At 66.6% G+C, this 20,444-nt stretch carries 23 protein-coding genes; 13 read left to right on the top strand and 10 right to left on the bottom strand.

Annotated elements, in window-relative coordinates:
* The 5 genes from ABIE56_RS20260 to moaA are packed head-to-tail and all read right to left on the bottom strand — an operon-like array spanning position 1 to position 3,860.
* Entirely contained in the window at positions 1-1,191 is a 1,191-nt protein-coding gene (locus ABIE56_RS20260) for a molybdopterin molybdotransferase MoeA (protein ID WP_429245611.1), read from the bottom strand.
* A 1-nt stretch (position 1,192) separates the two neighbouring features.
* A complete protein-coding gene (moaCB, locus tag ABIE56_RS20255) occupies positions 1,193-2,131 on the bottom strand; it encodes a bifunctional molybdenum cofactor biosynthesis protein MoaC/MoaB (RefSeq protein ID WP_429245610.1) in 939 nt (312 codons plus the stop codon).
* Positions 2,128-2,613 (bottom strand): molybdenum cofactor biosynthesis protein MoaE, encoded by a 486-nt coding sequence (locus tag ABIE56_RS20250; protein WP_429245609.1) that lies wholly within the window; start codon positions 2,611-2,613, stop codon positions 2,128-2,130. Before ABIE56_RS20250 ends, moaCB begins: the two co-directional genes overlap by 4 nt.
* A gap of 2 nt (positions 2,614-2,615) precedes the next feature.
* Positions 2,616-2,867, bottom strand: a complete 252-nt coding sequence (locus ABIE56_RS20245) for a MoaD/ThiS family protein (protein WP_429245608.1) — start codon at positions 2,865-2,867, stop codon at positions 2,616-2,618.
* Positions 2,868-2,885: 18 nt separating this feature from the next.
* Positions 2,886-3,860 carry a GTP 3',8-cyclase MoaA gene (gene moaA, locus ABIE56_RS20240; RefSeq protein ID WP_429245607.1) on the bottom strand — a complete coding sequence of 325 codons (975 nt, stop codon included), beginning with the start codon at positions 3,858-3,860 and terminating at the stop codon, positions 2,886-2,888.
* A 221-nt stretch (positions 3,861-4,081) separates the two neighbouring features.
* On the opposite strand from moaA, the gene ABIE56_RS20235 reads away from it, so the two are divergent.
* From ABIE56_RS20235 to ABIE56_RS20215, 5 genes are all read left to right on the top strand, one after another.
* Positions 4,082-4,480, top strand: coding sequence for an HU family DNA-binding protein (locus ABIE56_RS20235; protein ID WP_247436862.1), 399 nt, complete (start codon positions 4,082-4,084; stop codon positions 4,478-4,480).
* Between the two features lie 202 nt (positions 4,481-4,682).
* Positions 4,683-5,069 carry a BlaI/MecI/CopY family transcriptional regulator gene (locus ABIE56_RS20230; RefSeq protein WP_429245606.1) on the top strand — a complete coding sequence of 129 codons (387 nt, stop codon included), beginning with the start codon at positions 4,683-4,685 and terminating at the stop codon, positions 5,067-5,069.
* A gap of 2 nt (positions 5,070-5,071) precedes the next feature.
* Positions 5,072-7,021, top strand: a complete 1,950-nt coding sequence (locus ABIE56_RS20225) for a M56 family metallopeptidase (protein WP_429245605.1) — start codon at positions 5,072-5,074, stop codon at positions 7,019-7,021.
* Positions 7,022-7,096: 75 nt separating this feature from the next.
* Positions 7,097-7,765, top strand: a complete 669-nt coding sequence (locus ABIE56_RS20220) for an HAD-IA family hydrolase (RefSeq protein WP_429245604.1) — start codon at positions 7,097-7,099, stop codon at positions 7,763-7,765.
* Complete coding sequence (locus tag ABIE56_RS20215; protein ID WP_429245603.1) at positions 7,756-8,490, top strand: CDP-alcohol phosphatidyltransferase family protein; 735 nt, start codon at positions 7,756-7,758, stop codon at positions 8,488-8,490. The genes ABIE56_RS20220 and ABIE56_RS20215 overlap by 10 nt, the downstream gene beginning before the upstream one ends.
* Here ABIE56_RS20215 and ABIE56_RS20210 read toward each other — a convergent pair.
* From ABIE56_RS20210 to ABIE56_RS20190, 5 genes are all read right to left on the bottom strand, one after another.
* Complete coding sequence (locus ABIE56_RS20210; protein ID WP_429245668.1) at positions 8,487-9,887, bottom strand: sulfite reductase subunit alpha; 1,401 nt, start codon at positions 9,885-9,887, stop codon at positions 8,487-8,489. The genes ABIE56_RS20215 and ABIE56_RS20210 overlap by 4 nt on opposite strands.
* A gap of 32 nt (positions 9,888-9,919) precedes the next feature.
* Entirely contained in the window at positions 9,920-10,903 is a 984-nt protein-coding gene (locus ABIE56_RS20205; RefSeq protein WP_429245667.1) for an FAD:protein FMN transferase, read from the bottom strand.
* Between the two features lie 104 nt (positions 10,904-11,007).
* On the bottom strand, positions 11,008-11,817 hold the full coding sequence (locus tag ABIE56_RS20200) for a DUF4198 domain-containing protein (RefSeq protein ID WP_429245602.1): 810 nt from the start codon (positions 11,815-11,817) through the stop codon (positions 11,008-11,010).
* A 12-nt stretch (positions 11,818-11,829) separates the two neighbouring features.
* The gene (locus ABIE56_RS20195) at positions 11,830-12,339 is read right to left on the bottom strand and encodes a DUF2271 domain-containing protein (RefSeq protein ID WP_429245601.1); all 510 of its coding nucleotides are present in this window, start codon (positions 12,337-12,339) and stop codon (positions 11,830-11,832) included.
* 13 nt (positions 12,340-12,352) lie between these two features.
* Entirely contained in the window at positions 12,353-12,976 is a 624-nt protein-coding gene (locus tag ABIE56_RS20190) for a PepSY-associated TM helix domain-containing protein (RefSeq protein ID WP_429245600.1), read from the bottom strand.
* A gap of 143 nt (positions 12,977-13,119) precedes the next feature.
* Between ABIE56_RS20190 and ABIE56_RS20185 the strand changes: the two genes are divergently transcribed.
* The 8 genes from ABIE56_RS20185 (at position 13,120) to tsaB (ending at position 20,269) form a co-directional block, all read left to right on the top strand.
* Entirely contained in the window at positions 13,120-13,794 is a 675-nt protein-coding gene (locus tag ABIE56_RS20185; RefSeq protein WP_429245599.1) for a response regulator, read from the top strand.
* Positions 13,787-15,202 (top strand): sensor histidine kinase, encoded by a 1,416-nt coding sequence (locus ABIE56_RS20180; protein WP_429245598.1) that lies wholly within the window; start codon positions 13,787-13,789, stop codon positions 15,200-15,202. The genes ABIE56_RS20185 and ABIE56_RS20180 overlap by 8 nt, the downstream gene beginning before the upstream one ends.
* 74 nt (positions 15,203-15,276) lie before the next feature.
* Entirely contained in the window at positions 15,277-16,116 is an 840-nt protein-coding gene (locus ABIE56_RS20175; protein WP_429245597.1) for an alpha/beta hydrolase, read from the top strand.
* 2 nt (positions 16,117-16,118) lie between these two features.
* Positions 16,119-16,478, top strand: coding sequence for an EamA family transporter (locus ABIE56_RS20170; RefSeq protein ID WP_429245596.1), 360 nt, complete (start codon positions 16,119-16,121; stop codon positions 16,476-16,478).
* The gene (locus ABIE56_RS20165) at positions 16,475-16,870 is read left to right on the top strand and encodes a DMT family transporter (protein WP_429245595.1); all 396 of its coding nucleotides are present in this window, start codon (positions 16,475-16,477) and stop codon (positions 16,868-16,870) included. Before ABIE56_RS20170 ends, ABIE56_RS20165 begins: the two co-directional genes overlap by 4 nt.
* On the top strand, positions 16,854-18,116 hold the full coding sequence (locus tag ABIE56_RS20160) for a DegT/DnrJ/EryC1/StrS family aminotransferase (RefSeq protein ID WP_429245594.1): 1,263 nt from the start codon (positions 16,854-16,856) through the stop codon (positions 18,114-18,116). Before ABIE56_RS20165 ends, ABIE56_RS20160 begins: the two co-directional genes overlap by 17 nt.
* Before the next feature lie 129 nt (positions 18,117-18,245).
* A complete protein-coding gene (gene creD, locus ABIE56_RS20155) occupies positions 18,246-19,583 on the top strand; it encodes a cell envelope integrity protein CreD (RefSeq protein ID WP_429245593.1) in 1,338 nt (445 codons plus the stop codon).
* A complete protein-coding gene (gene tsaB / locus ABIE56_RS20150) occupies positions 19,580-20,269 on the top strand; it encodes a tRNA (adenosine(37)-N6)-threonylcarbamoyltransferase complex dimerization subunit type 1 TsaB (RefSeq protein WP_429245592.1) in 690 nt (229 codons plus the stop codon). Before creD ends, tsaB begins: the two co-directional genes overlap by 4 nt.
* Positions 20,270-20,444 lie beyond the last annotated feature (175 nt).

Here is a 20,444-nt window from a genome sequence, read left to right as displayed (position 1 = left end):
CTACAGTGCCAGCCAGGCGACCTTGTCGCCTGGCTGGAACGGCGTTTCGCGCGAGGGTAACCAGACCAGCGCATGCGCCGATGCCAGGTTGCTGAGCATGTGCGAATCCTGGCGTGGCAGCAGCACCAGGCGCGCCACCGCATCGCTCCTATCCAGGCGCATGCGTACCAGGCGGTCACGCTCACTATCGGCCTCGACGGTCCCGTCGAGCACGCCCTGCCGCCATTCGGGCTGGGGGGTCGTTTCGCCTTCCAGATGGCCAAGCACGGCGCGCGCATGCACGGCCAGGCACACGAGTACCGCAGCGGGATTACCCGGCATCCCGAGGAGTGCGCGGCCGTCGCGCACGCCAAACCACAACGGTTTTCCGGGCTTCTGCGCCACTTTCCAGAACACCTTGCGCACACCCAGCCGATCAGCCACGAGCGGCACGAAATCGCGATCACCCACGGAGACACCGCCACTGGTGACGACCAGGTCCGCACTATCCAGCGCCGCACTCATCGCTTCTTCCAGCGCGGCCTCATCGTCGCGGACATAGGCGACGACAGGCTCGCCGTAGCCGTTTTCCACGAACCAGGCGCGCAGTAGCGGCCCGTTTGCGTCATAAATCTTCGCCGGCAGCAGCGCTTCACCCACGCGCACCACCTCATCGCCGGTGATGAGCACTGCGACACGAGGGCGGCGGCGCACCTCCACGCTTTCGACACCAGCCATCGCCAGGGCGGCGAGGATACCCGCGTTGATGCGCTGGCCGGCCTGGGCAATGACCGTACCTTCGACCAGCTCTTCCCCTTCGTAGCGCACGCCTTCGCCCGCACGGACGGCTTCGCGCAGTGTGATTGCATCGCCATCACGATCAACGATCTCCTGCCGGGCGACGCTATCGGCACCTTCGGGCAGCATGCCGCCGGTAAGGATGCGTACCGCCTGGCCCGGCCCCACGACGGCGCGGGTGATTTCACCCGCCGCGGACGTTCCCACCAGCACGCGTGGCCGTTCGCCATCCCGGCTGCGCACGGCATAACCATCGAGCGAGCTTTGCGTAAAGCGTGGCAAGGCAATGCGTGATCGCGGCGATTCGGCCAGCACGGCGCCCAGGGCAAGTTCCACCGGGACGCGCTGCGTACCTAGCGGATGTAACGAATCCTTGTAACGTGCAAAGGCTTCGGCCAGCGGAAGCAACGCCATGTCAGGGTGCCTCGCCATAGCCACCCGGGTGGCGCCCACCGCTGCGCCCGGTCTCGAGCAGGTGTACCAAACCAGGCAAGGTGGCCGCCAGCGACTCACTGGCGCCGCCGCGGCTACCTGGGAAGGTCAGGACCAAGGTATCGCCTGCGTAGCCCGCCACGCCGCGCGAGAGCATCGCAAATGGCATGCGCTGCTGACCGAACGCACGGGCGGCCTCCATGATCCCGGGAATCTCCACATCGAGCATGGGCTTCACGGTATCCACCGTGATATCGCGCGGACCAAGGCCCGTCCCGCCCACGGTAATCACCAGCTCCACCTTGCGCTCGCGTAGCGTGCGCAAGGCACCGCCAAGCACGTGCGCATCATCGGGCAGCACGGTGTACTCAATGGGCGAGAACCCTGCGGCCTCCAGCGCATCGCGAACGTACGTACCCGCCGTATCCGGCTTGGCACCGCTGGCCACGGTATCGGAGAGCACGAGCACGGCGGCGCTACGCGGCTGCGCCAGCGTGCGGCGGTAATGCGATTTGCCACCCAGCTTGCGCTCGAGCCGGCAGTCCTCGATGTGTAGTTCCTCGGGCTCGGCATAGGGCTTGAGCATGTCGTATAGCGTCAGCGCGGCAAGGCTCGCTGCGGTCAGCGCTTCCATTTCCACGCCGGTCGGCCCGATGGTCTCCACCTCGGCGATAATGCGCACCGAGCTATCGGCCAGCTCGTAGGTCACGTCCGCACGGTATATGGGCAACGGGTGGCACAGGGGAATCAGCTCATCCGTGCGCTTGGCCGCGAGGATGCCGGCAACCCGGGCGGTCTTCAACGGATCGCCCTTCTCCGTGTCGCCACTGCGCAACAGGGCTATGCAGTGGGCAGGTGCGTGGAGGGTCGCTGTCGCGCGCGCAACGCGCTTCGAATCCGGCTTCTGGCTGACGTCTTTCATCCGTGGCTCGCGTGGGAATGGTGGCGGTGTGGCTTCGGTTCCGGCCCATCCAGGTCATCCCGGATGCAGCACCCCTCGACGAAGGCGCTGGTGCCATCCACGTAGAATTCTTCCTTCCAGATCGGTGCCGTGTGCTTCACCGCATCGACCGCGTGGCGGCAGGCCTCGAACGCTTCGGCACGGTGCGCTGCACGCACCACGCAAACGATCGCAACGTCACCGATCGCCAGGTCGCCCAGCCGGTGCACGACACGCACGTACGGCACGTTGAAGCGGCGGCGGGTATCTTCTTCCACCTCGCGGATCACTTTCGCGGCGAGGGGCTCGTGGGCGGTGTAAGCAAGGTGAAGTACCGGGCGGCCTTCGTGGTGGTCGCGCACGGTACCCACGAACATGGCCAGGCCGCCACATTCCGGGTGCGCATCGAGTTCAAGCAAGGGCTCAATCGCCAGCGGTTCATGGGAAAGCACGGTGTGCACCATGGTCAGCCCCCGGCCACGGGTGGCAGCAGCGCGATACGCCCATCGGCGGGGAGCGGATCGGCCCGGCGCACGATGGTGTCGCCCGAAACGCAGGCGCAGCGTTCCAGCGAACCGGCAAGCTCGGGGCGGGCCGTCGCCAGCAGCGCCAGGGCCTCACCGACAGTACGTACGCCAGCGGGCGCGGTCATGCCGTATTCGCGCGTTCCGGCCAACCGCTCCAGGTTGGCGTAGAGCTCAAAAGTAATGGGGATCATGGAATCTCTCGGGTGGGTTCAGCCGCCCATGGCGTGCATGGTTACCGTTCGCTCGACCGGGCCCGGACGGGACGCGTAGCCGGCGTCTTTCAGCCACACCGCCCGGCGCACCGTCGCCGACAGCGTTTCATCGTCCATGCCTTCGCGCATGCGCGCGCCCAACGGCGTACCGACCGGGGAGAACAGGCAGGTGAACAGTTCGCCCGTGGCGGTAAGGCGAAGGCGATCGCAGGTAGCGCAGAACGGATGCGAGACAGTGGAAATGATGCCCAGCGGGTAGTGCCCATCCACCCGGTAGGGTGAGGCCGGGTCACTGCTGCGCGGCAGTGTTTCAATCGTGTGGCTGGTACCGATCGCCTCGAGCATCTCCGCCTCGCTGACCACGGCATCCCGGCGCCAGTGCCCGGGGGCATCCAGCGGCATGTATTCAATAAAGCGCAGCGGCAGGCCCCTGGCCATGGCCCATTCCAGCAAGGGCACCAGCTGGCCGTCGTTATCGCCACGCACCACCACCGCGTTGAGCTTGATCGATGCGCCGGCATCGACCAGGGCCTGTATGCCATCCAGCACCGGCGCCACATCACGCAACGTGAGCTTGCGGAACACCTCCGCGTCCACCGCATCCAGGCTGACATTGAAATCATCGATGCCAGCGGCCACGAGGGTGGCTGCCATGGGCGCGATGCGCGAGGCGTTGGTGGTCATGGAGAGGCGGCGCAGGCCGCGTTCGCGCAACGCGCCGATCTCGCGAACGCACTCCACCAGATCGCGGCGCAGCAGCGGTTCACCGCCCGTCAGGCGGATCTGGTCGATCCCCTGGTCCACGAACAGCCCGGCCAGGCGCACGACCTCCTCGCGCGCCAACAGGCTCTTGCGGGGGAGCCAGTCAGGGTGCTCAGGCATACAGTACGTACAGCGAAAATTGCAGCGATCTGTCAGCGAGATCCGCAACTTGCGCTTGGTACGGCCGTGGCTGTCGATCAGTGGGGACATAGGCCTAAGGTATGCCACATCGGGCCGGACTTCACGTACGTCCATGACCTTTGGCGGTGAATTTTCCGCAGCGCGTCACGGGGAGCCTGAAAAAAAGGTGCATCGAATGCGAAAAATCTTCTTCAACCCTATTTTCAGCGGACGAAAGCAACGCTAGAGTGAGTCGCCCGCTGGGCACCGGCCTTTAAGGGCCGCCTCATTCGATCAAAGTGACAAGGAATATCATGGCCACGACCAAAAAAACGGCGGCAAAGAAGGCCGCTGCCAAGGCTCCCGCCAAGGCTGCTAAGGCGCCTGCCGCGCTCAAGCCGATCAAGGATCCGCTGTCGAAGTCGTCGCTCGTCTCGCACATCGTCGAGCAGAGCGGTGTGGATTCGAAGAGCGTGAAGGCCGTCCTGGCCTCGCTCGAAGGCGCGATCAGCGCTTCGGTCCACAAGAAGGGCGCTGGCACGTTCACGCTGCCGGGCCTGCTGAAGATCACCTCCGTTGCCGTGGCTGCCAAGCCGAAGCGCAAGGGTAAGGATCCGTTCACCGGTGAAGAGCGCTGGTTCGCTGCCAAGCCTGCCTCGGTGAAGGTCAAGGTCCGTCCGCTCAAGAAGCTGAAGGACGCCGCCGCCTGATCCCTTGCGGCGGCCTGAGCCGCCGCGGATCGACGAGGTACCTGAAAGCCCCTGCCTTACGGCGGGGGCTTTTTTATTGGTTCATTCGCATTCGCGCCAGCGAATGAACCGATTCGCTGGCGCGTGGCCGAAGGCGAGGCAGGCACTTGACGACAACTGTAGTCAGGCGCATGCTGCCTACAAATGTAGTCAGGAGCTTGGCATGGCAAAGAAGACCATCGGCGACCAGGAACTCGCCTTGTTGCAACACATCGAGGAAGCACCGAAAAGCTCGGTCGCCGAGGTGTGCGCAGCCTACGGCGAAGCGCGCGGGCTTGCCCGCTCCACCGTGCTCACCATGATGGAACGCCTTCGTGCCAAGGGCTACCTCACCCGCCGCAAAGCCGAAGGCGCCTATCGCTACAGCGTCACCGGCGAATCGGGCGAAGTGATGAACGGCGCCGTCGCACGCTTTGTCGAGCGAACCCTGCAAGGCTCCGTATCACCCTTCGTCGCCTGGATGGCCGAACGTGGCCAGGTCAGCGATAGCGAACTGGCGGAACTGGAGGCCCTCGTCGGCCAGCTCCAGTCGCGGCGCAAGGGGCGCTGAGCATGGATGCCCTCCTCGACACCTTATCGAGCCGCCTCGTGGCCGCATCGCTACAGACGCTATTGTTCGCGACGTTCATATGGGTTCTGTGCCGCCTGATGCCCACGCTCAGCGCCTCCACGCGTTCATGGATGTGGTGGCTGGTAGGCGCGCAGATGCTGCTTGGCCTGTGCGTGCCCGGCACGATCGACCTGCCCCTCCTGCCTGCACATGAAACCGTCGCTGCAGCCGCCACGAGCCAGCAGGCGGCAGTGACACTTGCCGTCATGCCCGATGCCCCGCTTGCCGTCACGGCGGAATGGTGGTCATGGACCACGGCGCTGCTTGCCGCCTGGGCCGTGCTGGTCGCCGTGCAGGTTGCCATCGGCATCGCACGCTGGCACCACCTGGCCGGTATCGTGGCCCGCGCCCTGCCGCATGACGATGTGCGCCTGGAAACGTTGTGCGCCCAGCGTGCTCGCGCCTTGGGGCTGCGCCGTTCGCCGCGACTTGCCGTATCGGCTGAAGTGGATTCGCCGCAAGTGGTCGGCCTGTTCCGGCCCACCATCCTGCTACCGCTGGACGATACGTTCGGCGACGACGAGCGCGAAATGGCACTCATGCATGAGCTCGCCCACGTACGCCGGGGTGACCTTGTACTAGGTGGTATTCCGGCCCTCGCCCGCACCCTGTTTTTCTTCCACCCCATGGCTTACGTCGCGGTACGCGAATACGCCCTGTGCCGTGAGGCCGCCTGTGATGCCCTTGCCGTCGATCGCGGACGCCTTGCGCCCGGCACCTACGGGCGTCTGTTGCTCCGCCTTGGCGTAGCGCCGCATCCGCACCACGCCCTGCCCGGTGCCTCGCCCACCTTCCGCATCCTGAAACGGAGACTCGATATGCTTGGCCAATCGCAGGACACGCACCCGCGCGTCGCCACCACGCTGTTTGTCGCCACCCTTGCACTCGCCGCCGCGCTGCCCTGGCGTGTCGTCGCCGCCTCGCAGCAGGTGGATGCACCCATGAGCATCGCCGCAGCCACGCCACCGGCCGATGTACCCGTGGGCACCGCCGCTCCTGCGGCAAAGCCGGTCGCCGCCGTGGCACCCGCGCCCGCCGCGACGCCCACGCCCGCAGCGGCACCCGCCGCTGTCGCGGTCATCGTGGACAAGGGCCGCCCGGCCAATCCGCCCCTGAAGCATGCCAAACCCATGCTGATGCTGGCGTCCGCCACGCCAGCCACTGCGGCTATGCCTGCTACGCCTGCCACTCCAGCCACTCCAGCCACTCCAGCCACGCCTGCAGCACCTGCAGCCCCGGCCGCAGCACCCGCACTGGCGGGAGCGCCTTTGCGTGACCTGCCGGCGCCGCCGCCCCCTCCGCACGCACCGCCGGCACCCGCAGCCCCCGCCGCGCCAGCAGCACCGGCGCCGATGGCCGGCGTGCACATCCACGCGATCTCGACCATTGAAGATCACGGCCCGCTGCATTCGCGCGGCACCGACGGCAAGGACGGCTACATCACCATCGTCAACGAAGATGGCCAGTGGGAACTGCGCGACCCGGCCTATCTCGCACGTATCCGCGCCATCTATGCCGATGCGTTCAAGGGCGCCCCACCGCCGCCGGCCACGGATCGCAAGCGCGAGATGGAGCTCGACCAGCGCCAGGCCGTGCTTAACGAACAAATGCAGAAGCTCGCCGAACGCCGGGCGGCACTTTCCATCCAACAGGCGAACCCGACGCACCCCACGGACCGTGAAGCGTATGCCGAAGGCAACGCCGCGATCGGCCGCGAGCAAGCGGATATCGCGCGACAGATGGCCGAGATCGGCCGCCAGCGCGCCGAACAGGGCCGCACCCAGGCGGAGTGGGGCCGCACCCAGGCCGAGGCAGGCCGCAAGGCGAATGAACAGGTACAGGCCGTCATCGCCGATGCACGCCGCAACCACAAACTGACGCCTATCAACTGACGCGCAGGCCGCGCTCCGGTATCGTGAGGGGCTTACCGCGCCATGCGGTGCCCCTCGCGATTCCCCGGAGGCAACATGCGGCTTCAACCCGGCCAGGCGATCAACGCCGACGCCCTGCTCTTCGATATGGATGGCACGCTGATCGATTCGCGCGTCGTTGTCGAAAAAATCTGGAAGCGCTGGTGCGATGAGGTGGGCCTGGACTGGCATTTCGTCCTGCCCCGCCTGCACGGCGTGCGCATGTACGATTCCATCAAGGAATTCGCGCCCATGGCCGGGCAGGACATCGATACCGTCTACGAGCGCCTTTACCGCGAAGAAGTCGAGGACGTGGATGGCATCGTGCCCATTCCCGGCGCCATCGAACTGCTTGCGGCGCTGCCCTCGGATCGCTGGACGATCGTCACATCGGCAGACACGGTATTGGCAAAGGCGCGCCTTGGCGCCGCGGGCATCGTGCCGCCACCGCGCATGGTGACGGGCGAAGTCGTAACGCACGGCAAGCCACACCCGGAAGCGTACCTGCTGGGCGCCGAACGCATGCACGCCGCGCCCGCGGATTGCCTGGTGTTCGAGGATGCGAAAGCCGGCATCGATGCGGGCCGCGCCGCCGGCGCACGCGTGCTGGCGATCGCGGGTGATCACCCCTCCGAGGTGGCCACGGGCGTCGAGTGGGTGACCGACCTCACGTCGCTGCGCTACGACGGCACCCACGACGGCAAGGTGCGCCTCGTATGCATCTGAAGCTGCGCGCTCCCTACGAGAACCTGGTGACGCTGGCGAACTTCATCACGCTGTGCTCGCTGACCTGTGCGGTACTCATCATCAACCGCGCCCTGTCGGGTGAACTCGCCTACCTGGGCACGTTGTTCATCGCGTGCCTGGTCTGCGACGGCGCGGACGGCTTCGTCGCGCGCAAGACCGGCAAATCCAGCGACCTGGGCACGCAACTGGATAGCCTCTCGGATGCGATCGCCTTTGGCGTGGTCCCGGTCGTGGTTGCCGGCACCTACCTGCGTTCGATCGGGGCTGAGGCGTTCCTTCCCGCGCAGATCGCCTTCTGCGCCTGTGCGGTCATGCGCCTGGCCATGTTCAACGTGCAGAAAGACAAGACGATCTTCCTGGGCCTGAACACGCCATCGGCCGCATCACTGGTGGTGGTGCTGATTGCGATCGGCCGCTACAGCGGGGCGAGCTGGCCTGCCGATACCATCCAGGGCGTGATCAACGTCATGCTGTTCGTGCTGGCGGCATCCATGATCAGCCCGTTCCGCTACCTGAGCAGCAAGTCGCTGAAGCTGAAGCTGAACGCCACTACCGTGCTCATTGGCGCTGTGTTCGTCGTCGGTTCGATCTGGTTCTCACCGTGGTCGGTATACGCCTACCTCGTGGTGTATGCGTTATCCGGTCCGATCACCGCAACATGGCTGCTGCTTCGCCGCCTGCGCCGCCCGCGGGGCAATCGCTAATACACGTCGCGGCGGTAACGCCCCGCCGCGGCCAGCGCTTCCACCTGGCGATCGCCAAGCACCTCGCGCAACGCGGCGTCCACGCCCGGGGCCATGCCGGCCAGGCTGCCGCACACGTAAATGCTTGCCCCTTCGCCGATAAAACACCGCAACGCGTCGCCGGCGCCACGAAGGCGATCCTGCACGTAGCGCGGACCACGCGATTCGCGCGACCACACCAGGTCGAGGCGCTCGATAGCGCCATCAGCGCGCCAGTTTTCCAGTTCATCCACGTGCAGGCGATCGACGCGCTCGTGGCGCTCGCCGAACACCAGCCAGTTGCGCATGTGGCCGCGCGCCACGCGGGTCTTCAGCAGCGCGCGCAAGGCGGCAATGCCCGTACCGTTACCGATGAGCAGCACGGGCCTGGCATCCGCAGGGGCGTGAAAGCCAGCATTACGCCGCACCCGCAGGTCGATGGTATCGCCCTCCTGCGCAAGCGCGGTAAGCCAGCCCGATCCCGCGCCGAGTGCGCCATCGGGGCTACGCTGCTGGCGTACGACAAGATGCAGTTCGCCATCGGCAGGCACCGAAGCGACAGAGTACTCGCGGTGCGGCAACAGCTCGTCATGCCCGCGCCCACGGCGGGGGCCGATCTCGGCAATGTCACCCGCATCCCAGCGAAGGTGCATGCCGTCATCGGGCACAAGCGATACGTGGAAGCACGGCGCGCCCGCGCTCCCGGGGTTGAGCAGGCGCCGCTCGCGCAGCCGCCACGACTGATACGCGGGCCGCGACCAGTCCGGCTGCTCTTCCGCTCCCGCGAGCTGGGTCACCTGGCCCTGCCAGTGGCGCAACGCGCCATCGTCGCCATTATCGACATCGACCCGATCGAACCACGGCATCGCACCGCGCTCGCGTAACCACCGGTCCAGGTCACGGCCGAAAGCGCAAAAGTCCTCGTAGTCACGATCGCCCAGCGCCAGCACGGCATACGTCAGGTGGTGCAGGTCAATGGCCGAACGCATGACCTCGCGCTGGAATGCGGTGGCGTTATCAGGGGCATCCCCCTCGCCCGTGGTGCTGGCCACGAAGAGTGCACGAGCGTGGGAGGACAGGTCGGCGGCCGTCAGCGCCGCCATCTCGCGCAGGTCGACCGCCATACCACCGGCACGCAGCAACCCCGCTGTCCGCTCGGCCAGCTCCGTGGCGAACCCCGTCTGCGAGGCATGCACCACCAGGATGCCATTCGGCGCCTGCCGGGCGTCAAGACGGCGGCGCGGCCATGCCACTGCGACAGCCCAGGTGGCCCAGCCCGCCGCGGCAGCACCTGCCCAGGCGGCGCGGCCAGGCTGCCCGATATGCAGGCTGGAGAAATCCTGCCAGTGCGCGAACAGCACGATCGCCAGTAACAGCATGGCGCCGATACCGAGCTGCCCCGCCACGCTTTTCACCGCACGGCCTTCTTAAACGCTGGCGACGTACGTTCCTCGAACGTGCCATCGCCGCGGTACAGGACGAACAACACGGCGATGTCATGCTGCTTCGCGTACGCCATGCCCTCGTCCGGGCCAAGCACGGTCATGGTGGTGCCGAGCGAATCGGCGTGCATGCAATCGTCACCCACGATGCTTACGGACGCGACGGTGTGCGCCACGGGATAGCCGGTACGGGGATCGATGTGGTGCGAGTAGAACGTGCCACCGGTCTCGAAGAAATGCCGGTAGTCGCCGGAGGTCGCGATCGCCTTATCCGTCAGCGAAACAATGCGCCCTACTTCATCGACATTATCAACCGCACCCGATGCGGCCCCAGGGCGCTCGATACCTATGTGCCACGGCGTGCCATCGGGCTTGCGGCCATGGGCGCGAAGTTCCCCGCCCACTTCGACCAGGTATGACGCCACACCCGCGCGATCGAGGAAGCGTGCCACCTGGTCCACGCCAAACCCCTTGGCAACCGAGGAAAGATCGACATAGACGCCGCCGGGCTGGAACGCCCGATGACCGTCATCGTCGAGCTTGATGCGCTGCCAGCCCACGCGAGCGCGCGCCGTGGCGATCGCCGCTGCATCGGGCGTATCGTGCGGGCGCTTGTCAGGACCAAAGCCCCACAGGTTCACCAGTGGCCCCACGGTGGGGTCGTAGGCGCCACCGGAATCCTTCGCCAGCGAAAGGGCGTAACGCAGCACGCCATAGAACTCCGGCGGCAACGTCTGCCAGGTTCCCGCCGGTGCACGATTGAAACGGCTCAGGTCGGAGTCGGCTTCATACGTGCTCATCTGCGCGACGACGCGATCGACTTCCGCCTGGATGCCGCGATCGATGGCCGCCTCGTCGGCTTTCGGCGGCAGTACCGCGTTCACCGACCAGGTGGTGCCCATGGTTTCGCCTTCGAAGCGGCGGACATCAGTAGCGCTGGCGGTGAAACACATCAGCCACAGAAGCAAGGCGAGCCCCCTGTAGGAGCGCGCTTGCGCGCGATGTGGCTTGCGGCAACGTGCCTCGCGTGCAAGCACGCTCCTACAGGGAACGGCGATCACTGCGGCAGCACTTCCAGGGTGGCGGTGTAGGCGACGCGGCGCTGCTTCGCTTCCTTGCTCGAGGTCTTGTCATCTTCGGTCGAGGCGTTCACCCAGTACATGCCAGGCGTGGCGAACGTGAAGCTGAACTTGCCATCCTTGTCGGTCTGCGTATCCATCTCGTCCTGCGCGTTGCGGTAACGCGTGGCGCCATCGATCGCGGTGACCTTCAGGTTGCTGGCCGGCTTGCCATCCAGCAGCAGCTGGAACGTGGCCTTCTCGCCCGTCACCAGGTCGTTCGGCTGCGTGACCGGCACGAGCTCCAGGCCCTTGCCGGTAGGCTTGAGCGCCGCACCGCCGGGCTTGCCCTGGGTCACGAAGGTTTCAACGCGCGAGGCCATCTCGCTTACCTTCACGTCTTTTGCGTTGGCGGGAATAGCGGCTTTCAGCTCGGCCGCGTTACCGCGCCAGCGCTTCTTCTGGCCATCCACTTCGTAGTTGGCGAACAGGCCCTGGTTCACCAGCGCGATGCGGTACGTGCCCTTTTGCGGCACCGGCAGGTCAAACGCGCTGCGGTATTTGCCGGTCCACGGATTCTCAGGCTTCACCTGGGTGCCGTCCGGCGCGGTGATCACCAACTGGTCCAGCTGCGCCGGGAAATGGTCGGGGTAGTACAGGTCGTTGGAGACGGCGGCATCCACGGTCACCCACGCATCGTCGCTGGAGACGACCGTGGTAGAGGGAACGATCCACATCTTGTGCGCCTGCGCGCCGAGGGGAAGGGCCAGCGCCACGGCAAGGGCGGCGCGAACAAACACATGCTTCATGGAAAGCTCCGGTCAGGGATTAAGGTCGAGGGTGATCTGGCCGAGTTCATCGGTACCCTTGGCGGCAAGGTGCACGGGCGCCTTCACCGGCCAGTCGAACGCGATGCGCTGCGTCTCGTGGCCGCCGACTTCGCGCGCAGCCTCGACGATCAGTTCGTAGTGCCCCGGGGCTAGCGTGCCCAGCGGCGGCTTGCCATCGGTGAAGCGCAGCTGGTGCTGCCCGGCGGGGCGCGTCGCACCCGAGACGCCGTCAATCGGCATGGTCTGGTCGCGTCCGCTGCGGCGCCACCACTGGCGCATGTCCTTCAGCCACTTGGTGCCTTCGCCGCTGGCCTTCTTCACGTCGTACCACACCGCCAGGTTGGCGGCGACGCTGTGGTCTTCGCGTTCGACCCACACGGCAACGTAAGGACGGTGGTATTCGGCCACCTTGAGCGTGGGGATCTCGACCGTGAGGTTCATATCCGCCGCAGCCACCGGGGCGGCGAGGAAACAGAGCGCGAGGGGAAGCATCCGGCGCATGGCGATCCTTGGGTTAGTGAATGAAAAGCAGGGCAAGCACCAGCGGCAGCACGAAACCGAGCGCCACGAGGGGCCAGGTCATGCCACGCTGGCTGGCGTGCATCTTGAGCAGGAGCAAGCCGGTGGCCGCGAACACCACGCAGGCCAAGGCGAACACATCGATGAACCAGCGCCACGCGGGCCCGGTATTGCGCCCTTTGTGCAGGTCGTTGAACCAGGCGAGCCAACCGCGATCGGTGGATTCGTACTGCACCTCGCCCGTCTCGCGATCCATGCTCACCCAGGCATCGCCGCCGGGACGGGGCAACGAGATGTACACCTCGTCGTCGCTCCAGTCGCCGTCGCGGCCGGCGATGTCGGCCCCGGTTTGTTCACCCACGAAGGCGGCGACAGCGGGGTCGACGGGCGCGGATTTGCGGCCAGGATCGACCAGGCGCCGCACCAGGTCGGCAGGCAGCGTAGCCCCGTGGCGCACCACCGTTGGGCTCGCTTCGATCTGGGCCGCGTGGTTCAGCGTGAACCCCGTGACCGAAAACATGAACAGCACCACCAGCGATACCGCGGAACTGATCCAGTGCCAGCGGTGCAGGTGTTTGAGCCAGAACGCGCGGCGTGGCCGGTCAACGGTGTCGCGCATGCGTGGTCAGGGCCCCTGTCGCGGTTCGGAAAGCCTGCCGATGTTAACCTCAATGCGAATCGTTCGCAATTAGCGGAAAGGGATGGGAAAGCCTGCCGCGACAACATGCGAACACCCCACCACGGAGCGTATGCTTGCCCACCATGCGCATACTCCTAGCCGAAGACGACGCCTCCATCGCCGCGGCGGTACGCTCCGCCCTGCAGCAGGGCGGCCACGCTGTTGACCACGTTTCCGACGGCGCCAGCGCCGACCACGCGCTGCGCGACCACGATTACGACCTGCTGGTACTGGACCTTGGCCTGCCCCAACTGGATGGCAGCGACGTGCTCAGCCGCGCCCGCAAGCGCGGCGCCAGCCTGCCTGTGCTCGTGGTTACCGCCCGCGAAGGCCTGAAGGAACGCGTTCGGGTGCTCGACCTGGGCGCCGACGATTACCTGGTGAAACCCTTTGCCCTGGCGGAATTCGAGGCACGCGTACGCGCCTTGCTCCGCCGCCGCGCCAGCAACGGCACGCCGGAGTTCCGGATCGGCCGGCTCCGCCTGGATATCCCCGGCCACCGGGCATGGATCGGCGATACGCCTCTGGACCTCACGGCCCGTGAGTTCGGCCTGATCGAGGCACTGGCCACGCGTGCGGACAAGGTCACCAGCCGCGCACAGCTGGTGGAAGCCCTGTGCAACTGGGATGAGGACCTGACCGACAACGGCCTGGATATCGCCCTGCACCGCCTGCGCAAGAAACTCCAGGGCTCGGGCACGAACGTGCGCACGATCCGCGGCCTGGGCTACCTGCTCGAAGAAACGGCCGATGCCTGAACGCCGCCATGCGGCGCGCCGGCCGGCGCGCCCCAGCCTGCGCCGGCGCCTCCTTACCTTCCTGCTCGTGCCCGTGCTCGGCGTGCTGGTGGTGGATGCCGTGGTGGGCTACTTCGTGGCGTTGGCCTACTCCAACCGCGTGCACGATGCCGATCTTTCCGATTCGGCGCTGACGCTGGCCGAGATGATCGGCAGCGATGCGCTGAACGGCGAATTGACCGCCCAGGCGCGCTTCCTGCTGGAGTACGACCCGGATGGGCGTAACTACTACGAAGTCATCAGCGACCACCACGGCCGGATCATCGGCAACGCCGAGCTGGCCGTGCCGAGCCGGAACCCGGTCGAGGTAGACGCCGCCCCACTGCTTTACGACACCGATCTCGGCCACAAGGCCGTGCGTGCCGCAGTCATGCGTGTGGCCAACCGGCATGACGCGGGCGACACGATCACGATCAAGGTGGCTGAGAACCTGCGTGACCGCCACCAGCGTGCCCGCGAAATCCTCCTGCTCACCCTGCCCATGCAGGCACTGCTGATCATCGCCGTGTTATCGCTGGTGTGGTTCGGCGTGAGCCACGGCCTGGGGGTGCTGGAACCGCTCACCACGCGCCTCAGCCGCCGCGGCCACGACCTGGGCCCGATCGGCGAAGAAGACGTGCCGGTGGAAATTCTCCCGCTAACCCGCACCATCGATGACCTGTTCGCCCGCATGCGCAACATGCTGGGCCTGCAGGAGCGGTTTATCGCCGATGCAGCACACCAGTTGCGAACCCCCCTGGCGGGCATCCAGCTGCACGTGGAGCGCGTAGGCCATGGCAGCGATCCCGCGCAGCAAGCGGATGCGCTGGCCCACATCCACCGCCTGGCGGCCCGTGCGGCGCGTACATCGGCCCAGTTGCTGGCGCTCACCCGCACCCAGTCGCCTGACTTGCCCGACCACGACGGCATGGCGGTGATCGACCTGTCACAGGTCGTACCTGAAGCGGTGGGCATGCGCGTGCACCAGGCGCTGAACCTGGGGGTCGACCTGGGCTACGAAGGCGCCGATGGCGCGTGCCTGGTCCGCGGCGATGCGCTGCAGATCCAGGAGGTGATCGATAACCTGGTCGACAATGCCTTCCACTACGCCGGCCGTGGCCACTGCGTGACCGTATCCGTGGCCTGCGCGGGCGATGATTCGGTACTCGCCGTGGACGATGACGGCCCCGGGGTCGATGAAGCGTTCCTCGACCAGCTAGGCGAGCGCTTCTTTCGCGTGCCCGGCGGCGATGAGGACGGTACCGGGCTAGGCCTGGCCATCGTGGAGAGCATCGCCGAACGCCATGCGGCGCGCGTGCAATTTAGCCGTTCGGCGCTGGGCGGCCTGCGGGTGGAGCTGCGCCTGCCGCGAATTCTTGCGGTTGACTGACCCGCGGAAAGCTCGCTGAAACCACGCCTTGCGAGCATGCGTGCCATGAGAAGGCGAAGGCGCGAGGCCCTGGCGTGAGCGATGCGACGGAATTCCAGTTCGAAGGCGGGCGCGATGGCGTCCTGCTCATCCACGGGCTGACCGGCACCCCGACCGAGATGCGCATCCTTGGCAAGGGCCTGAACCGTGCCGGGTTCACCGTGGTGGGGGTGCGGCTGGCCGGCCATTGCGGCACCGAGGACGACCTGCTGGCCACCACCTGGCAGGACTGGTATGCCAGCGTGGAAGCCGCTGCAGAACAGTTGCGCGGCAAAGTGGATCGCCTGTTCGTGGCGGGCCTGTCCATGGGTGCCATCCTGGCGCTGCGACTGGCCGCCGTGCGCCCGAACTGGGTGGATGGCGTGGGCGTATATGGCGCCACGTTCCGCTACGACGGATGGTCCATTCCGTGGACGGGCCGGCACCTCTCGTTCATCCTGCCCATCTGCAAGCGCCTGGGCATCGGCCGCACGCGCAGTTTCATCGAACAACCACCTTACGGCATCCGCGACGAGCGCCTGCGCGCGCAGGTGAGCGCCGCCATGTTCTCGGGCGATAGCGAAGCGGCCGGCCTGCCCGGCAACCCGTGGCATGCGCTGGCCGAAATGGTGTGGCTCGCACGTGATGTGCGCAAGCGCCTGCCCGATGTCGTGGCCCCCTGCTTTATCGCGCACGCCGCGGACGATGATGTCGCCAGTACGGCCAACGCGGACATGGTGGCCCGCCGCGTACGCGGCCCCGTCGAAATGTTGTTGCTGGCCGATAGCTACCACATGATCACGATCGATCGCGAACGCCGCACGCTGATCGAGCGCAGTGCGGATTTCTTCACCCGCATCGCCCGTGACGCCCGCCCCGCGCGCATGGCCGCCTGAGCATGAACGGGCTGGCATTCGCGCTATGGCTCGCGAACCTGCTGCTGGATACCGGCGGCCAGCTGGCGTTCAAGGCCGCCGCGAGCGATGAGCGCGCCGGTGATGGCCTGGCCCGCTGGAAATACATGCTGGGCCGGCCGTGGATCTGGGCGGGCATGGCCTGCTACGTGGTCGAATTCGTGGTGTGGATCGCGTTCCTCTCCCTCGTGCCGCTGTCGCAGGGTGTGCTCCTGGGATCGATCAACATCGTGGCCATCATGATCGCAGGGCGTTTCCTCTTCCGCGAGCGCCTGAGCCCCATGCGCGTGACCGGCATCCTGCTGGTAGCCGTCGGTGTCGCCATCGTGGGAGCGGGTACGTGAAGCGTTTCTACATCATCGGTTTTGCGCTCCTGCTCGCGTTCGATACGCTCAACCTCGTGTGCTTCAAGCTTGCGGGCAACCATGCGCTACCCGTGGAAATGAGCACGGCCTGGTTGGCTCGCGTGTTCTCGCACCCGTGGATCTACGGGGCCGTGGTGGGTTATCTGGGCGCGTTCGTGAGCTGGATGAGCCTGCTCAAGCACGCGCCCGTCGGCCCCGCGTTCGCCGCGTCGCACCTGGAAGTGGTGAGCGTGATGGTGCTGTCGTACTGGGTATTCAGCGAGCCGGTGACACCCACTCAAATGCTCGGTGCGCTGGCCATCGTTGCGGGCATCATTTGCCTTGCGTTCGCCGAAGGCGATGAAGGTACCGGCGATGTGGTTCCGGCCTGAGCGCGAAGCACCGCCGACCGCAGGCATGCCGCTTGGCATGGCCGACCTGGGTGGCGAGGTACGCGCGCCACTGACGGCGCTGGCCGCGCAGTGGCTTGGCGTGGAAGAAACGCAACTGGAGTGTTCCGGCACCGCCGCGTTCACCGTCGCGCTGACGGCACTCTCAGGCCACGCGCGCAACCGCCGCGAGGTCATCATCCCTGCCTTTACGTGCCCGCTCGTGCCGCTGGCGATACGCCGCGCCGGGCTGGAACCGCGCCTGGTCGACCTACGGCCCGGGCACTTCGACATGGACCCCGAACGCCTGGCCGCAGCCTGCGGCGAGCAGACGCTGGCCATCGTACCTACCCATCTCGGCGGCCGTACCGCCGATGTGACCACGGCCAGCGCCATCGCCGCCGCCACCGGGGCTTACGTCATCGAGGATGCTGCCCAGGCGCTTGGCGCCACCCTCGACGGGCGAGCGGCGGGCACGCATGGCGATGTCGGCTTTTACAGCCTGGCCGCGGGCAAGGGGCTCTCCATTTTCGAAGGTGGCCTGCTCGTTGCACGTGACGATGCCGTTCGCGACAGCATCCGCCGCACGGGGCGGCGCATCGCTGGCTGGCACCCTGGGTGGGAGCTGCGCAGGACAGTGGAACTGGCCGGTTACACCGCGCTCTACCGCCCACGCGGGCTGGCCCTGGCCTACGGCAACCCACTGCGCCGCGCGCTGCGCCGGGGTGATCTGCTGGGCGCTGCCGGCGAATATTTCGATGTCAATTTCCCGCTACATCGCGTGGGCCGGTGGCGCCGCGCGGTGGGGGCCCGCGCGTTTCACCGTCTCGCGCCATTCATCGCATCGACGACGGCCCAGGCCCGGGCACGGCTGCCTGCCCTGACCTCGATTCCTGGCGTGCACGCGTTCTCCGACGACGGCGGCACCTGGCCCTACCTCATGCTGCTCATGCCCGATGAAGCGACCCGCGATGCCGTGCTTCAGCGGCTTTGGGCCTCGCGCCATGGCGTGTCGCGCATGTTCGTGCACGCACTGCCGGATTACCCGTACCTTGGCACCATGGCCGGTGGCGACGACGTGCCGAATGCACGCGATTTCGCCAGGCGTACCCTGACGGTGACTAACAGCCCCTGGCTCGACGATGCATCGTTCGAACATGTGTGTGCCGTGATCGAAGCGACCGTCGTGGCCCGCCCGGGGCAAAACCAGCCGGGCGCCATGAATGGATGGTCGTCTGCCGTGGCATAAGGCACCGACGCTACCGCGCATACTGCCGCCCATTGCCCGCAAATGCCTGCGAATTGCCCTCCCCCACGCCGCGCGTAACCCGCCCCCCACGCCAGCCTGTCTCCGACCATTCGAGGAAGGGGACCCACCATGTTTCGCTGGACGCAATCCATTACCGCCAAGGTGCTTGGCATCGGCGTGCTCGCCTTGTTGATGCTGATACCCCTCACCCAGGCCGATGGCCTGGTTCGTGAACGCCAGGGTATGCGCGATACGGCTATCCGCCGTGTCTCCGATGGCTGGGGCGGCCCGCAGGGTATCGGCGGCTTCGTCATCGCCATGCCATCGCTGGAACCGGCACGCGATCCGCATAGCGGCGGCGCCACCACGCGTGATGCCGTGCACGTCGTACTCGCCGATGAGATGGCGACCACGGCCGATCTTGCTGTCACCAAACGCCGCAGTGGCATGTACGAGGTGCCGGTCTATACCGGCGATGTGACGATCCGCGGCCGCTTTCTACCCGCCGATGTGGAACGTGCAGCGAGGGAGAGTGGCGCCACGCTCTACCCGGAACGAGCGGAACTGCGTTTGCTCATCGCCGATACCGTCGGCCTGCAGGGAATCACCGCCGTGACCGTGGATGGGCGGCCGGTGCGGCTGGCTTCGTCGTCGGCGCGCATGGGGCCGTACAGCGTGCTGTCAGTGCCTTTCCCTGTCGATACCGCCCGCGAAACCCCTATCGACTTCGCGCTCACCCTACGCATGGCGGGAACCGAAGCCTTCTCGGCGCTGCCGCTGGCGCGCTCCAGTACGGTGCGGCTGCGCTCGGCGTGGCCGGATCCATCATTCCAGGGCGCGCTGCTACCGGGCAAGAGCCAGGTCACACCCCGAGGCTTTGATGCCACCTGGCAAGCACTGGATCTCAACCGTGCCTACGGGCAGCACTGGGATGCGACAGACCAGGAAATCAACGGCCGCTTGCAGGCGTCCGCTTTCGGCGTGCGGCTGGTCCAGCCGGGCAGCGTCTACCAGCAGAATGATCGTGCGGGGAAATACGGGCTGCTATTCATCGCCCTCACCTTCGTGGCGTTCTTCCTGTTCGAGGTGCTGAAGGGCCTGCGCCTGCACCCTGTGCAGTACCTGCTGGTGGGCGCGGCCATGGCCAGCTTCTATGTGTTGCTATTGGCCCTTTCCGAACAGATCGGCTTCGGCTTCGCCTACCTCGCCGCAGCCGCCACCGTGGTGCTTATCGTGGGCGGTTATGCCTCCGCCGTACTGCGGGCCCGCGGCGCCGGGCTGGTGCTGGGCGGCGTACTGAGCCTGGTTTACGCCATACTGTATGGCCTGATCGGCGCGGAGCAGTACGCGCTGCTGATCGGCTCGGTCGTACTGGTCGCCGTCATCGCGCTGCTCATGTACCTCACGCGCCGCATCGACTGGTACGCCTACGGGGTACCGTTCAACAGCCAGACGGAAACGCCATGAACTTCCTCGCCATCGAAACCTCCACCGAAGCCTGTTCCGTCGCGCTCGTCCATGGCGATGAGGTGATCGAACGCAGTGAGATCGCGCCGCGCCGCCACGCCGAACTGGTGTTGCCGATGGCAGACGCCCTGCTCGCAGAGGCGGGCCTCTCCCGCGATGCCCTGCACGGCATTGCGGTGGGCCGCGGCCCCGGTGCCTTTACCGGCGTGCGCCTGGGCGTATCGCTGGCCCAGGGCATGGCCATGGCGCTAGACCTGCCCGTGGTCACGGTCTCCTCGCTCGAAGCACTGGCACTGGAGGCCCCGGAAGATGACGCAGCGATCCTGTCGATCATCGATGCGCGCATGGGCGAAATCTATGTCGCCGCGTGGCGCCGCGAGGACGATGGCCGCGTAAGCCTGCTGGACCACGAGCGCGTGGATACCGCCGCCGCGCTGGTCTTGCCGGAAGCAACGGCGTGGCATGTGGTCGGCACCGGTTGGGCTACGTACGAGTCCGTGCTGCGCGAACGCATCCGCACGCCCATCCGATCGGCGGATGGCGCGCGCTTCCCGCAGGCAAGGCATGTGGCAGAGATCGCCGCACCGCGCTTCCGCCACGGCGATGCCGTGGCGCCGGAGCTGGCGCTGCCGGTGTACCTGCGTGACAAGGTGGCGCTAACGCTGGTGGAACAGGGCAAGGCCTGAGCGCTTGCTGCGCATGACCCGCTTTTTGTAGGAGCGGGGGGGGGGGGGGGGGGGGGGGGGGGGGGGGGGACACACCCCCCCCCCCCCCCCCCCCCCGGGGGGGGGGCCCCGGTTATAAATAGAGGGGGGGTGAGGAGTTTATTGTGAAAAAGGGAACGAGGAGTAGGGGATAAGA

It is taken from the genome of Luteibacter sp. 621, assembly GCF_050435445.1.
In the GTDB taxonomy this organism is placed as follows: Bacteria; Pseudomonadota; Gammaproteobacteria; order Xanthomonadales; family Rhodanobacteraceae; genus Luteibacter.
This window is presented reverse-complemented; position numbering and strand designations above follow the sequence as displayed.